Annotated in this window: 12 protein-coding genes and 1 pseudogene; 8 read left to right on the forward strand and 5 right to left on the reverse strand. The window is 41.8% G+C overall.

What is annotated here, in order from left to right:
- The 4 genes and pseudogenes from WBA23_RS06020 to WBA23_RS06035 form a co-directional block, all read right to left on the reverse strand.
- Window positions 1–246 (reverse strand): annotated as a pseudogene (locus WBA23_RS06020) (4-hydroxy-tetrahydrodipicolinate reductase); the annotation flags it as partial.
- Between the two features lie 3 nt (window positions 247–249).
- Window positions 250–933, reverse strand: a complete 684-nt coding sequence (locus WBA23_RS06025; RefSeq protein ID WP_424581349.1) for a DUF5683 domain-containing protein — start codon at window positions 931–933, stop codon at window positions 250–252.
- Window positions 930–1,841: a ParB/RepB/Spo0J family partition protein gene (locus tag WBA23_RS06030; RefSeq protein ID WP_424581350.1), complete on the reverse strand. Its 912-nt coding sequence runs from the start codon at window positions 1,839–1,841 to the stop codon at window positions 930–932. The genes WBA23_RS06025 and WBA23_RS06030 overlap by 4 nt, the downstream gene beginning before the upstream one ends.
- 56 nt (window positions 1,842–1,897) lie before the next feature.
- Window positions 1,898–2,674, reverse strand: a complete 777-nt coding sequence (locus tag WBA23_RS06035) for a ParA family protein (RefSeq protein WP_302203530.1) — start codon at window positions 2,672–2,674, stop codon at window positions 1,898–1,900.
- A 230-nt stretch (window positions 2,675–2,904) separates the two neighbouring features.
- On the opposite strand from WBA23_RS06035, the gene WBA23_RS06040 reads away from it, so the two are divergent.
- The 4 genes from WBA23_RS06040 (at window position 2,905) to WBA23_RS06055 (ending at window position 7,617) form a co-directional block, all read left to right on the forward strand.
- Window positions 2,905–4,068: a GNAT family N-acetyltransferase gene (locus tag WBA23_RS06040; protein ID WP_424581351.1), complete on the forward strand. Its 1,164-nt coding sequence runs from the start codon at window positions 2,905–2,907 to the stop codon at window positions 4,066–4,068.
- A gap of 77 nt (window positions 4,069–4,145) precedes the next feature.
- Window positions 4,146–5,072 carry a PfkB family carbohydrate kinase gene (locus WBA23_RS06045; protein WP_424581352.1) on the forward strand — a complete coding sequence of 309 codons (927 nt, stop codon included), beginning with the start codon at window positions 4,146–4,148 and terminating at the stop codon, window positions 5,070–5,072.
- 205 nt (window positions 5,073–5,277) lie between these two features.
- Entirely contained in the window at window positions 5,278–6,582 is a 1,305-nt protein-coding gene (gene egtB, locus WBA23_RS06050; protein ID WP_424581353.1) for an ergothioneine biosynthesis protein EgtB, read from the forward strand.
- Window positions 6,583–7,617, forward strand: coding sequence for an L-histidine N(alpha)-methyltransferase (locus WBA23_RS06055; protein ID WP_424581354.1), 1,035 nt, complete (start codon window positions 6,583–6,585; stop codon window positions 7,615–7,617). It abuts the gene before it with no gap.
- Between the two features lie 187 nt (window positions 7,618–7,804).
- On the opposite strand, the gene WBA23_RS06060 is transcribed toward WBA23_RS06055, so the two are convergent.
- A complete protein-coding gene (locus WBA23_RS06060; protein WP_424581355.1) occupies window positions 7,805–7,978 on the reverse strand; it encodes a hypothetical protein in 174 nt (57 codons plus the stop codon).
- A 254-nt stretch (window positions 7,979–8,232) separates the two neighbouring features.
- On the opposite strand from WBA23_RS06060, the gene hemB reads away from it, so the two are divergent.
- The 4 genes from hemB to WBA23_RS06080 all read left to right on the forward strand — a co-directional run bounded on the left by hemB (window position 8,233) and on the right by WBA23_RS06080 (window position 15,051).
- Window positions 8,233–9,204 (forward strand): porphobilinogen synthase, encoded by a 972-nt coding sequence (hemB, locus tag WBA23_RS06065; protein WP_424581356.1) that lies wholly within the window; start codon window positions 8,233–8,235, stop codon window positions 9,202–9,204.
- Between the two features lie 94 nt (window positions 9,205–9,298).
- Window positions 9,299–11,518, forward strand: coding sequence for a phosphoribosylformylglycinamidine synthase subunit PurL (gene purL, locus WBA23_RS06070; RefSeq protein ID WP_424581357.1), 2,220 nt, complete (start codon window positions 9,299–9,301; stop codon window positions 11,516–11,518).
- A 259-nt stretch (window positions 11,519–11,777) separates the two neighbouring features.
- The gene (locus WBA23_RS06075; protein ID WP_424581358.1) at window positions 11,778–12,530 is read left to right on the forward strand and encodes a polysaccharide biosynthesis/export family protein; all 753 of its coding nucleotides are present in this window, start codon (window positions 11,778–11,780) and stop codon (window positions 12,528–12,530) included.
- Window positions 12,531–12,603: 73 nt separating this feature from the next.
- Window positions 12,604–15,051 (forward strand): GumC family protein, encoded by a 2,448-nt coding sequence (locus tag WBA23_RS06080; RefSeq protein WP_424581359.1) that lies wholly within the window; start codon window positions 12,604–12,606, stop codon window positions 15,049–15,051.
- The last annotated feature ends 77 nt before the right edge of the window (window positions 15,052–15,128 follow it).

Here is a 15,128-nt window from a genome sequence, read left to right on the forward strand (position 1 = left end):
GTGGTTTAACCAGCCGGTGGTACCCGATACAATGGGAATGCCTCGGCTCAAACAATGACGAATATTAGCAGCGGCAGCATCGGGTTGGCTAAATTCAATAGCTATATCGGCTGCATCTTTTCCCAGCGTATCCCAAACGTCGGTATTGTCCTGATCGATGCGCTCCACAATGGAGTGATTACGTTGCAAGGCAAGTTGCTCAATAGTTTTTCCCATTTTCCCGTAGCCAATTAGTAGAATACGCATTACTTAGTATAGACTAATGGTAAAAGATAATCCGTAAGCGGGCAAAGTGGGAGTTAGATGATCGTAATAAGCCAAAGCCGATCCAGCCATTGGCTTCAAATCCATGCTCAGGTCGGGGTTGATATCAAACTCAATAAGATGGGCATCCGCAATAGCATCCATAATATTCAAACCGTATAATCCGGCGGTTAAAATGATCATAAAATCTCGGTCGCGCCGATATCTATCCCTTTCAAGACTTAGCCGCCCACCATCATCATAACGACCTCCTGCTAGACCTTCTAAAGGATTAGCTTCCCCTCTACGTACCGCTTCTTCAGCTCGTAGAAAAAAGCGGTAACGATCATCATTACGGATAATAAAATAACCCATAGTAATGAATCCACCGTAGATGATCGGGATTTTCCAGGGTTTTCCGTTGTACGCCTGGCCTAAACCGGGCAGTACGGCTGAGTACAGAGCCGCCCGGCGGGGCGAATGCCGATCCGTCATCATTTCAATAACTACGGTATCGGGAGCTTCAGTGCCTGGTTTGTTTACTCCTATTGTTCCCTGCTGGAGCTGGAGCGTATCTTCCACTATTGGGATGGTGTCCGGGGTGGATTCTTCTTTCTCTTCTTGGGCGAACGCTACCGAAATAGTTGAGAAAATTATTAGCAGTATCAACCCTACTTGGGCGTACTTCATGTTTGCAGCAGTTCAAGAATACGGTTTAAATCTTCGGTAGATAAGTACGGTATTTTGATCTCACCTTTTTCTTTACCGATTGTTTTAATGTGCACCCGGGTGCCAAAGTGAGAAGAAAGCTGATTCTGAACCGCCTGTAATTCGGGCGACATTCCCGCTGAAGGGGCAGCAGTAGTTGGTTTTTTAGGGGTAGCTAGCTCTCTTACTAAGGCTTCTACCTGCCTCACTGATAAATCTTCCTGCACAATTCGATGGAAGAAGTGTAATTGTTGCTCAATGGTATCTACATTGATTAGAGCCCGAGCGTGCCCCATTGTTAGGCGGGTATCTCGCAGAGCCGCTTGAATATCGGGCGGAAGCTTCAGCAACCGTAAGTAGTTGTTAACCGTAGAGCGGTTTTTACCCACTCGGTCGCCGAGCTGTTCTTGTCGCAGGTCACACTCCGAAATTAATCGCTGGTAGCTCAAAGCAATTTCAATGGCATTAAGGTTTTCCCGCTGAATATTCTCGATCAGAGCCATTTCCAGCATTTGCTGGTCGTTGGCTTTGCGAACGTAGGCCGGAATATTAGTAAGCCCAGCTAGTTTAGACGCCTGCACCCGTCGCTCACCCGAAATAATCTGGTAGCGGTCACCACTGATAAGGCGCACCGTAATGGGTTGAATAATCCCCTGCACCATAATTGAGTCAGCTAACTCTTGCAGTGCTTCCTTATCAAAATGGGTACGGGGCTGAAAAGGGTTTACCTCTATATTGTCCAGTGCTATCTCGTTAATCGAGCTATATTCACGGGTAGGATTATCTCGTAGTTGGACATCTTGGGAGGAGTCTTCCAATAATGCTCCCAACCCCCGACCTAAAGCATTCTTACGGCGGGTAGATCTTCCGGATGTTTTATTAATACTCATTTGGGCAATTTTATTATGGTGCTAACAGGTATACGAAGCGATAAATGTTCAGCCTATCAACGCGCAAGTTGTCGATTTCTTTCTAATAATTCTTTAGCTAAGTTCAGATAACTAATGGCTCCCTTGCTATCGGCATCGTGAATAATGGCGGGTAACCCAAAACTAGGCGACTCGCTCAACTTAATGTTTCGCGGAATCAGGGTACTGAATACCATTTGCTGAAAATGGGCGTTCACTTCTTCCACCACCTGATTAGATAAACGCAACCGCGAATCATACATTGTTAGCAGAATGCCTTCAATCTCTAACCCAGTATTCAGTCGCGACTGAATAATTTGAATCGTGTTCAGCAATTTACCTAAACCTTCTAGTGCGTAGTATTCGCACTGCACCGGAATAATTACTGAGTTAGCCGCAGTTAAGGCATTAATTGTGATTAAGCCAAGTGAAGGAGAGCAATCCAGTATAACAAACTCGTAGTCATCCTGCACCGGAACTAATGCTTTTCGCATCTTTTTCTCCCGGTTTTCCAGACTCACCATTTCTACTTCGGCCCCCACTAAATCGATATGAGAAGGTAGCAGGTAAAGGTATTCTAATTCGGTAGGTACAATGGCCGAGCGAATATCGGCTTCATCTACCATACATTCGTAGATGCTATCTTCTACCTCCTTCGGGTTAAAACCCAAACCGGAGGTAGAGTTAGCTTGCGGGTCGGCATCTACTACCAACGTTTTATGCTCTAGCGCCGCTAAACTGGCAGCTAGGTTAATAGCACTAGTTGTCTTTCCTACTCCTCCTTTTTGATTGGCGATAGCGATAATCTTACCCATGCGTTAAGCGTTAATAGTTCAGGCAGTGTGGATACTATATTCAATGAAAAATTGTAGATTTGTACAATTGCTCGAAAAGAAACCCTAAATCTTGTTAGGTGGTTCTACAGTCAGAACAGCTTTGCACAAATATAAAAAGTTTAAGCGCACATTTATACCACCGCCCAATTAGCGAGCAAAAAAAATCTAACCTGCTGAAAATCATAACAAAACCACAGTAGTTAGCGTCCATGCACATTCTTAAAGTTGCTGACAAGTATTCGGCAAACGAGTTTTATGAGTTTCCCACCCGTTTATATCAGGATGATGATTATTGGGTGCAGACCAAAGCAGAAGAAGTAGAACGTATTTTCAATACGGAAAACCATTCCTTCTTCGATCAAAATGATGTTTGCCGCTGGATTCTGCAAAACTACCGAGGGGCAACGATCGGTTGTATTGCGGCTTTTGTTAACCGAAAAGAATCTACCAAGCGTGGTTTTCTGGCTTTTTTTGAGTGTATTGACCACGAGACAGCTGCTCATCAACTTTTAGAGGAAGGTGCCCTATGGCTGAAGGAGCGCGATATTGCAATGGCACACGCTCCGGTAAATCCAACGAGCTTATTTCTTAAATCGGGGCTACTAACAGAAGGGTTTGACGAACCTCCGGTGTACGGTTCTAACTATCATCAGACGTATTATCAGCAATTTTTCGAGTCTTTTGGGTTTCAACAGTATTTGCAACAGCGAACTTATCATTTAGATTTTCAAACGCTTCCCTTTCCCAGAACAATAAAAGAAAAGGCTAAATCAATAATTGAAAACAAAGATTTTAGAATCGATCGCTTTAATAAAGACGAAGTAGCGGGACTATCGAAGGATATTGCATTGGTATACAATCAGATTTGGAGTAAAACTCCGTTTCATCACGAATTATCAGTTCAGCAAATTCAGGATGAGTTACAGGAACTATTGCCCTGGATTGATGAAAATATATTTCTACTGGCCTATTACCAAAACCAGCCTATTGGTTTCTTCTTTAATTTGCCCGACATCAATCAGGCCCGAATACGAGCGGGTAATGGAATACTAAGCAAAGTGCGTGAGGCCTACTTCCGCAAACGCAAACATAAGCACTTGCTAAGTGTTTTATTAGGAGTGCTACCAGAGTTTCAGCAGCGAGGAGTAGGTTCAGCAATGATTAGTTTGTTGCTAGAGTTTTTAGGAAAATATGAGGTTCGGTACGACAAAATTGAAACCAACCGGGTAAGCGACGACCAAACCGCCGTACAGTATTTATTACGCCAATTCAAAGGCAAACCTCAACAGCAGTATTGGATATACCGAAAACCTCTTTTGGGAGTAGATAAGAGCAAATTAGTGCCTCGAAAAACAACCGAGGTAAAGCGATAACAACCCTAATTTTATAAAATTTCGATACCTAAAATATTTATTCATCCTCTTTTTACATTTCTAACAGTTAATAAAATATGAGTTTATTAGTAGTAGGCACTGTAGCCTTTGATGCCATTGAAACCCCCTTTGGTAAAACCGACAAGATCATTGGCGGGTCGGGCACTTACATTGCCTTGGCTTCCTCATACTTTACTAAATCGGCTAATCTGGTCGGAGTAGTGGGTGATGATTTCTTACAGTCAGATATTGAAAGCTTTCAGCAGCACGGCATTAATACGGAAGGGTTGCAGATCAAGGAAGGTGAGAAATCGTTCTTTTGGGCGGGTCGTTACCACAACGACTTGAATACTCGTGATACACTGGCTACCGAACTAAATGTGTTAGCCGACTTTGACCCTATCATTCCTGATGCTTACCAAGATTGTAAATATCTTATGCTGGGTAATCTAACTCCAGAAGTACAGCAAACGGTACTGAATCGATTGAAGCAGCGCCCGGAGTTGGTTATGTTAGATACAATGAACTTCTGGATGACCGAGCCTTTTCTGCCAAGCCTTAAAGAGGTTGTTAAACAGGTTGATGTACTCTCTATTAACGATGAAGAGGCACGAATGCTTTCGGGCGAATATTCACTAGTGAAGGCAGCACGAGCTATACTAAAAATGGGGCCATCGTATATTATTATTAAGAAAGGCGAACATGGGGCGTTGTTATTTAGTGATGAGCAAGTTTTCTTTGCCCCCGCTCTACCTTTAGAAGAAGTGTTTGACCCAACCGGCGCGGGGGATACATTTGCCGGAGGATTTATTGGGTATTTAGCGCAAACTCAGGATAGTTCGTTCAATAATATGAAGCGAGCGGTAATCTATGGTTCAGCGATGGCCTCGTTCTGCGTAGAGAAATTTGGTCCGCAGCGCCTGATTAATTTATCGCAAGAAGAAGTAAAAGAGCGAGTTCAGGAGTTTATTGATTTAGTACAATTTGAAATCGATTATGCTTGAATTAAGCATAAGTACTTACTTTATTGGTCATAAACACTTCTTAATGTACTTTTTTTGAGTTTTTACTGATTTATATTTAGCTTGGCGAAAACAACATGCTTTGTCTAGTCTCAGACAAAATATTAGCTAATCTTCACGATATTTTGAGCAAACGTTTTTTTAGCCTAGAGCGTTAACTCATCTGAAAGTGCCACCAACTTAACTTATGAATTCGGAATTACTTACGCCCACAGAAGCTGATATTCTTGCTAGATATAAAGAGGTGCGCCAACAAAGCATTCGCCTGTGCCAGCCACTACAACCGGAAGATTACGTAGTTCAACCTATTGGAGATGTAAGCCCACCTAAGTGGCACTTAGCCCATACTACTTGGTTTTTCGAGCAATTTATTTTGATTCCGTCTTTCCCCAGCTATCGGGAATTCAATGATCAATTCAACTTTCTATTTAATAGCTACTACGAGAGCAAAGGCGACCGAATGGTACGAACCAACCGAGGTAATATGACTCGGCCTACCACGCAAGAAGTAATAAATTATCGTAGCTACGTAGATGAGCACCTTCATAAGCTGCCGCATCTTTTAAGCGATTCAGCCTGGCAGGCCATCCATTATCTAATAGAGTTAGGGTTGCACCATGAGCAGCAACACCAAGAACTATTAGTAACGGACCTTAAGTATATTTTGGGTCACAATCCGCTTTTCCCCGCTTACGCAAGTGAGTCTCCTTCAATAGAAGGAATGGCTGTAAAGCGTGAAGAATATGTTTCCGTACCGGGTGGTAATTATTCTATTGGCTTTCAAGGTAGTAAGTTCCATTTCGATAATGAGGAAGGTCATCATCAGATCTATCTGGCCGATTACCGACTACTAAATCGGCTAGTTACCTCCGGCGAGCTTTTAGCTTTTATAAATGACGGGGGCTACCAAAACGCCGACCTGTGGCTATCTGACGGCTGGGCGTGGGTGCAGGAAAATAAGGTTGTATCACCCCACTATTGGCATCAGCAAGAGGGACAGTGGTATGAATACACGTTGTCTGGTTTGCAGGTGCTGAATCCATCTCGTCCAGTTACGCACGTAAGTTACTATGAGGCCAATGCTTACGCCCGCTGGCGAGGTAAGCGTTTACCTACTGAGGCCGAATGGGAAGTAGCTTGCCGTTTGGCGAGTTACGAAGATAACTTCCATGTTTTGTCTCAAGCTAACTTGGTAGAATCAGAAAGCTTTCACCCTCAAGCGCTACAGACACCTGGCACTACTTCGGTTCCAGCCCAAATGATTGGTGATGTATGGGAGTGGACCCAAAGTGCGTACTTACCTTACCCCTTTTACCAACGTCCAGCGGGAGCGTTGGGTGAATACAACGGTAAGTTCATGATTAATCAGATGGTGCTACGCGGTGGCTCCTGCGCCACGCCCGAGAGCCACCTCCGAATTACCTACCGAAATTTTTTCCAACCTGATAAACGCTGGCAATTCACGGGTTTCCGTCTTGCTGAACATAGTTAAATGTCTTATACCACCGATCATTCCAAAAAAACCATCGCTATTTTAGAAGGCGTTGGATTAAATGGATATTCTCAGAAAGTTAACCGACAGTTTGCGGCCGATGTATACGCCGGACTAACGGCCAAAGAGAAATCACTACCCTCTAAATACTTATATAATAAGCGGGGCGATGAGATTTTCCAGCAGATTATGGATATGGAGGAGTATTATCCTACACGGGCCGAATACGAGATATTTGAGATGCACCGCCACGAAATGCTAAAATACTTTTCTCAAGACAGCATTCCTTTCCGGCTAATTGAATTCGGGGCAGGTGATGGCACTAAAACAAAAGTACTGTTACGACATTTTCTGGAACAGCAGGCCGACTTCTCTTATGTTCCCATCGATATTTCGACCAATATCATTGAAGAACTTACTACTGATCTGGCTGAAAAGATGCCTGACTTAAAGGTCCAGGGTATTCAAGATGATTATTTCCGGGCAATTGATCGGCTTAAATCTTCCTTTAATGGCCAGCAGGTACGAAACGTAGTATTGTTCTTAGGAGCAAATATTGGCAATTTCTCCAACTCCGAAAGTATAACATTTTTAAAAGAGATTGCCACTCACCTTTCTCCCGGCGATTTGTTAATGACTGGCTTTGACCTAAAAAAGAATCCGGAGAGAATACTAACCGCCTACTTTGACAAGCCGGGGGTGACCAAAGCGTTTAAGCACAATCTGCTTTTACGAATTAATGAAGAACTTAAAGCTGACTTCAATATTGATAATTTTCAGTACTTTCCTATTTACGATCCAATGGAAGGTAGCATTCGCAGCTACTTAGTTAGCAAAAAAGAGCAACAAGTCACCATCTCGGCAATTGATGAAGTAGTTGAATTTGAGGCTTGGGAAGCTATCTATATGGAACGTTCGCAAAAATATAGCTTAAACGATATTGAAGGTTTAGCCCAGCATTCGGGCTTCTCGGTCATGCACCATTTCTACGATTCTCAAAAGCTATTTACTGATTCGCTATGGCAGTTGGATTAGTCTGTAGCTCACCGGATAAACAGTGCTAAAATTTCGGGCAAAGAACTAACCAATGCGCCGAGAAAACTGGTAATTACGATCCAAAGCAGTAAAGAGCGATAGGTTCGGCCTATTTTAGATTCCACTACTCCTATAATCCTCGCTTCGGTATTAGCTAAGTTTACCTGTCCTGAAGCTATATCATCTTTCAGTTCCGAACGCACTGAAGCAATGTCATCTTTTCCGCCTTTACAGAGGCAATATCATCTTTTAGTTCCGAACGCACTAAAGCAATATCATCCTTTAATACTGCTTGAACTGAGGAAAGATCATCCTTAGTAGCTAATAGCTCCTTCCGATCATCAAACCGCTGATTGGTCATTTCTTTATTTCTTTAACTAATTCTTCCGCCTCAGTATCTGCCAAAGCAGTATTTGTTTTGCGAATTAGTTTATACATTCTTACGGTACTCATTCTTTTATCTAGCGAATTTTAGCACCATATAAAAACCTGAAACGGATAAACAGTATTGAAGTTATTGTATCTATTATCCATAATCACCCTAAATCTACAAAAAAACCAGCATCCTTTCGGTATCTGGCTTTATCCCAGTTATATTTGTCACAAACAGTTTGTATGCTACGCCGTCCCCGCCGCAACCGAAAATCACCCGTCATTCGTAATTTGATAGAAGAAACCCAGCTTTCGGTACAACATCTCATATTTCCGGTTTTCATTATTGAAGGTGATAACCAGCGAGAAGAAGTAGCTTCTATGCCGGGCATTTATCGGTATAGTATCGATCTACTACTAGAAGAAATTGCTGCTTGCCAAGAATTGGGTATTCACACCTTTGCCCCTTTTCCCGCCCTCACTGATGATAAAAAAGATACATTAGCGCAGGAGGGTCACAATCCGGAAGGACTCTTCCCTACTGCCATTCGTCGTATAAAAGAAACTTTCCCTGATGTTTGCCTAATGACCGACATCGCGATGGACCCCTACAGCTCGGACGGGCACGATGGGCTAGTGCACGATGGTGAAATACTGAACGATGCCACGCTGGAGATTCTGGGTAAGATGGCTCTAGTACAAGCAGAAGCTGGAGCCGATATACTAGGCCCATCAGATATGATGGATGGTCGGGTAGGCTATTTGCGTGAATTATTAGATGAACACGGCTACGCAAACGTATCCATTATGGCATACACTGCTAAATATGCTTCTGCTTTTTACGGTCCGTTTCGTGATGCGCTAGACTCGGCTCCCAAGTTAGGCGATAAAAAGACCTACCAAATGAACCCAGCAAATGCGCGAGAAGCTTTAATGGAAGCTGAGCTAGACTACGATGAAGGAGCGGATATATTGATGGTGAAGCCAGCTTTGCCCTATCTGGATATTGTTCAATCGTTGAAAGAGTGCTTTCCAGTTCCAATAGCTGCTTATCAAGTTAGTGGTGAGTACGCCATGATCAAAGCAGCTGCTGCTAACGGATGGTTAAATGGAAGGAAAACCATGCAAGAAAGTCTGATGAGCATACGCCGAGCGGGTGCTGATATCATTTTAACTTATTTTGCTAAAGAATACGCTCAGGAGCTAAAATCATGAGCTAAGAAAAGATATAATTAGTTGATGGCTATTTTCCCGATAGTCTATTCAACATTCTATAAATCGTATCGTTAAAAACGTATTATTTCGAAACGTGGAACAAACCTTACCTACTATACAAACGGCCAAAGACCTAGGGTTGCTTGAAGAAGAGTTCAAGAGAATTCAGGAAATACTAGAGCGAGATCCTAACTTTACTGAATTGTGTATTTTTTCAGTAATGTGGTCGGAGCATTGTTCTTACAAGAACTCTATTACTTGGCTTAAAAAGTTACCTAAAGATTCAGAGCGAATGCTGGCGAAGGCAGGAGAAGAAAATGCTGGGTTGGTAGACATCGGCGATGGATTAGCTTGTAGCTTCAAAATAGAATCGCATAATCACCCATCGGCTATTGAGCCTTACCAAGGAGCCGCCACCGGAGTCGGGGGCATTAATCGCGATATCTTTACTATGGGGGCTCGCCCAATTGCTCAACTCAACTCACTCCGCTTCGGGGACATTAAGAACGAACGAACGCAGTGGTTGCTACGGGGAGTAGTGAAAGGTATTGGTGATTACGGTAATGCTTTCGGAATTCCTACCGTAGGAGGTGAATTATTTTTCGACCCTTGCTATCAGGTCAACCCATTGGTAAATGCCTTTTCAGCGGGTATTGTTAAGACCGATAAAGTAGCCAGTGCTACATCATACGGAGTAGGCAATCCAGTATTTATTGTAGGATCAGCTACCGGAAAAGATGGAATTCATGGGGCGGCCTTCGCTTCTAAAGATATTACGGAAGATTCTATTAAAGACCTTCCGGCAGTGCAGGTAGGAGATCCATTTCAGGAGAAATTATTACTGGAAGCTTCGCTAGAAGTAATTGCCTCCGGGCACGTAATTGGTATTCAGGATATGGGTGCCGCGGGAATTATTTGCTCTACTTCCGAAATGAGCGCGAAAGGCGAACACGGAATGGATATCTGGTTAGACAAAGTTCCGCTGCGGCAAACCGATATGTTGGCCTGGGAAATCTTACTATCTGAATCGCAGGAGCGAATGCTCATTGTGGTGGAGCAAGGAAATGAGGAAGCAGTAAAAGCTATTTTTGAGAAATGGGATTTGCAGTGCGAGCAAATAGGTGAAGTGACCGATACCAAACGTTTGGTATTTCATCAGCATGGTGAAGTGGTAGCTGACGTACCTGCTGACGATCTAGTGCTGGGCGGAGGTGCTCCGGTTTACGAGCGCGAATATCATGAGCCGGCTTATTATCAGGAGTATCAAAAATTCAATATTAATGATGTTCCAGAGCCAGATAATTATGCTGAAGTTGCCGAGTTTCTACTAAGCCATCCGAATATTGCTTCCAAGCAGTGGGTTTCTGAGCAGTATGATTCTATGATTGGTACCGGTACTACTACAACTAATTTTCCATCTGATGCTGGAGTGGTGCGAATTAAAGGTACGGATAAAGCCATTGCTGTAACGGTAGACTGTAATGCCCGTTATGTTCATGCTGACCCCGAAGTAGGGTGCGCTATTGCGGTAGCTGAGGCGGCACGCAACGTCGTCTGTGCAGGTGGCGAAGCGGTGGCCGTCACTAACTGTTTAAATTTTGGCAACCCCTACGATCCTGAAGTATACTGGCAGTTTGTTGGGGCAATCAAGGGCATGAAGAAAGCTTGTGAGAAATTAAAGACTCCGGTAACCGGGGGAAACGTGAGTTTCTATAACCAGTCTAACGACGGTGGAGCTGTGTTTCCTACTCCCACCATTGGTATGTTAGGCATTTTGGAAGACTACCGACAGCAGATGACATTCGCTTTTCAGCAAGAAGGCGACTTAATCTACCTATTAGGAAAATCAACTAATGATATTGCCAGCTCTGAGTATTTATATAGTTTTCATAGTATCAAGCAGTCGCCAGCTCCTTACTTCGATCTTGAGCAAGAGTATCAACTGCATAAAATTGTAAGTGCGTTAATTAAGCAAAAGTTAATTGTATCGGTTCACGATGTCTCAGATGGGGGACTATTTATTGCCTTGGCTGAGTCAGCAATGGTGAATGGTTTAGGCTTTTCAGTACAGACTATTTCAACTGTTAGAAAAGATGCCTTCTTATTTGGAGAAGGGCAAGGTAGAGTGGTAGTGAGCATTTCTCTTGATCAAAAAGAGCCCTTTGAAGACTATCTAAAGAATAGAGAATTTACTTTTTCGCAGATTGGTTTAGTGCGAACTGCTGGCTTTGTTGTAGATGAGCAACAGTTAGTCTCTACTGTGAAGGGAGAGGAACTGTATAGCGCGAGTCTGGCTCATTTTTTGGATAAATGACAAAAATAGTACATACCTTAGAACTGTAAGAGTTGCTACATCAGAGTACAAAATAATCTTTATAAGTCCTTTGTATTATAAGAAAAATGCAAAAATTAATAATAATAATTAATTTTCTAGGTGAATTTCTTTTAAAACACCAAATAAATCTATACTTTTGTTCAATATAAAATTTGAAAAGTTATATAAATTATAGTTAATGTATCAAAAACTGGTAAAAAGTAGAAAATATTTCAGTTTGTCTGCCATCTACCTTGTAATGGTTGCCTCTGTTTTTTCTTGTGTCTCCAAGAAGGAGTTGGTTTATCTTCAAGACAGTAGTTTTTCTACTGAATATCCAACCCAGATAAAGAATAGGCGGCCTGAGTATCGTGTTCAGCCTAATGATATACTGCACGTAACAATCCAAAACCCCGATAATGAGACTTCGGCCTTCTTCAACTATGGTAACCAAGAAGGTGCTCGTGGTTTTGGAAGTGAGTCTATCTTATACTTGATGGGCTTCAATGTAGATAAAGATGGTTTTATTAGCATTCCGCTAATCGGGAAGGTACAAGTTCAAAACCTGACTATTGAAGAGTGCCAGCAGATTATTCAACAGGAAGCTAATCGGTATATTCTTAATTCATCAGTTGATGTTAAGTTAGTAAGTTTCAAGGTATCAGTGCTGGGGGAAGTAAATAGTCCAGGATATTATTATATTTATAATGGACAGGCTACTATCTTAGAAGGGCTTAGTCTGGCAGGTGACCTTACTCAGATTGCTAATCGGCGAAACGTAAAACTTATTCGCCAGACTGATGATGGTGCTGAAGTTATTTTATTAGACTTAACGAGTGCCGAATTAATGAAATCAAAATACTATTATCTTCTACCTAACGATCAGATATACGTAGAACCATCAATACAGCAGGTACGTAGAGCAAATTTTCAACCTATTGGCCTTATATTTAGTAGTGTAGGTTCATTAGTTGCTATAATTAACTTAATTGTGACCCTTAATGCTGATTAGTTCGCCTTGATTGCCACTAGGTAGGAAGCGCGCTCATAATAGAATTATTGTCATCTATAATTTGTGACAGACAATGGATAAAGCAAATAGTATAAATAATCAAAATCAAACAATAGACCTATTCGCCCTGCTGGGGAAAATGCTGAAACACTGGTATTACTTTGTGATCAGCTTGGGTTTTTGTTTAGCAATTGCTGCCGTCTTTGCCATTTTTGGCGAGAAGAAGTTTGAAGTCGGAGCCACTATTTTGTTGAAGGATCGAGAAGTAGGTTCAACAGAAACCGGAGAGTTGCTTAATGATGCCCCTAATCAAGGAAAGGGCATTGCTCTTACTAACGAGATAGGAAAATTAAAGTCTTACTCTCTAATCAAGTCGGCTTTGGAGCGACTTGATTTTGGGATTACTTACTACAATGTGGAAAATTTCTGGCCCGGTTTCTTGCGCGAAGGTTGGCTAAACGAGATTTATACTTCGTTTCCTTACGAGATACAAATAGATTCCAGTCAACTTCAGGCAGTAAATACTCCTATTTTTATTGAAGCAATTTCTGATACTCAATATCGGATTATGGCTAGCAACGAGGAGGCGAATGCTGTAGCGTTTACTACTAAAGAAGGGCGCAAAATATTTGATTATGAACTAAAGGCTGTAGGTGAATTTGGTAAACCTTTTATTAGTGATATTCTCAACATTACAGTTAATAAAAAGAAAAAAGAAGACAGCGACTTTGAGTATTGCTTCAAACTAACCCGAATTGAAGATTTGGCAATGCAATACCAAGGAAAGATAAAGGTACAGCCTGCGGTAGAGATGGATGATACCAACCGGATGTTGCAACTGCTCATCAATAGTGCTATAGACCAAAAGGGCGGACTGTTTATTAATACGCTGATTGAAACGTATACCCAAGAAGGGTTACTACAGAAGAACAGTTTAGGAGAAACTTCGCTTGACTTTTTGAATAGAGAAATAGCTGAGAAAAATGACTCATTAGATAATGCCCGATCTGCTTTAGAAAACTTCCGTTCGCAAACGGGCCTATTGAACTCTGACTTTGCTTCAGGGCAGGCGATGGAGAACTTAGGAGAATTACGTAATAACCAAGCAGAGTCGGAGCGAATAATAGACTACTATCAGAGTACCCTTACCTACTTGAATGATAATGATGACTACAGTAAGATTATTGCCCCTTCCTCAGCAGGCATTAATCAAGACCAACTTTTTAACCGCTTAATTGAGACGTATATCACGCTAGTTACGCGGCTGAATGATCTCAAGGTTAATGCTCGCCCTGACAATCCGATATACAGAACCGTTAAGCGCGAGGTAGAAAGCACTCGAGAGGCTATTAAAGAGCAACTTCAGAGTGCATTAGCATCAGAAAAGCGGAACCTTAGTCGGCTAAATCAAAGAATCGGTGGTATTCAGTACAGTATTAATAAGTTGCCTCAAGAACAAAGCAGACTACAGTTCTTACAGCAGAATTACGATAAGCTGTACGAAGAATATAACTTCTTACTTCAAAAGCAGTCCAATGCAAAACTATCATTAGCTACCAACTCTGAGAATGTTCAAGTAGTTGATTCAGCTAAGAAAACGGGGTATGCTCCGGTAGAACCTAATAGTATGCTGATATTCTCTATCGCTTTTGTTATCGGATTCATCATTCCCTTCTCAGTTGTTTTGATAAGAGACTTGTCGAATAACAACATTACTAATAAGGAAGAATTAGAGAAACAAGTGAAGGTGCCTTTGTTAGGAATGATTGCTAACGGGCCAAAAGATGCTAAACTAGTGGCCCGTACCTTGCCTAACTCAGCAATTGCCGAATCATTCAAATTTGCCCGTATCAATCTACAGTATTTTCATCAGGGTGGTGATGAAAAAGTAATTGGAGTTACTTCTTCTATTAGTGGTGAAGGAAAAACCTTCTGTTCAGCTAATTTAAGCACCGCCTTTGCCGAATCTGGTAAGCGCACCTTACTTATTGGTGGTGATTTACGCAAGCCTCGAATTCAAGATTTCTTCGACCTATCTGGCCCAGGCATTTCCGATTATCTGAGTGGTTCAGTAGCAGTTGACGATATTATTCAGCCTACTGAATTTAGAAAACTTGATGTAATAGCCCCTGGTATTCCTCAGGAAGATCCTATTACATTGTTTGAATCCGCTAGAATGGACGAACTTATTCATCTCTTACGAGATCGCTACGATTATATTATCATAGAAACGCCGCCAATTGGGTACGTAGCTGATTACTTTGTAATGCTCAAACATTTCGATATTAGCTTATTTGTAGTTCGTTACAACTATACCAATAAGAATATATTAGGTGGAATTAACGATCTATACGCTAAGAACAAGATTCAAAATCTTTATCTGCTATTTAATGATGTGAAGTTCTCTGCTGAATATGGATATGGCTACTTATCTAACAGCGATGGTTACTATACTCAACAATCTCGAAAACGATTGGCTAGTAATAAACCTACGGTTACTATAAAAAATCCATTTTCATAGTTATCTTTTATTATATCAAGTAATTTCTGCGTCGAAAATAAAATTGCATTATTCTAACAATTAATAAAAAAAACAGA

The sequence above is a fragment of the Tunicatimonas sp. genome, assembly GCF_049647865.1.
In the GTDB taxonomy this organism is placed as follows: Bacteria; Bacteroidota; Bacteroidia; order Cytophagales; family Cyclobacteriaceae; genus Tunicatimonas.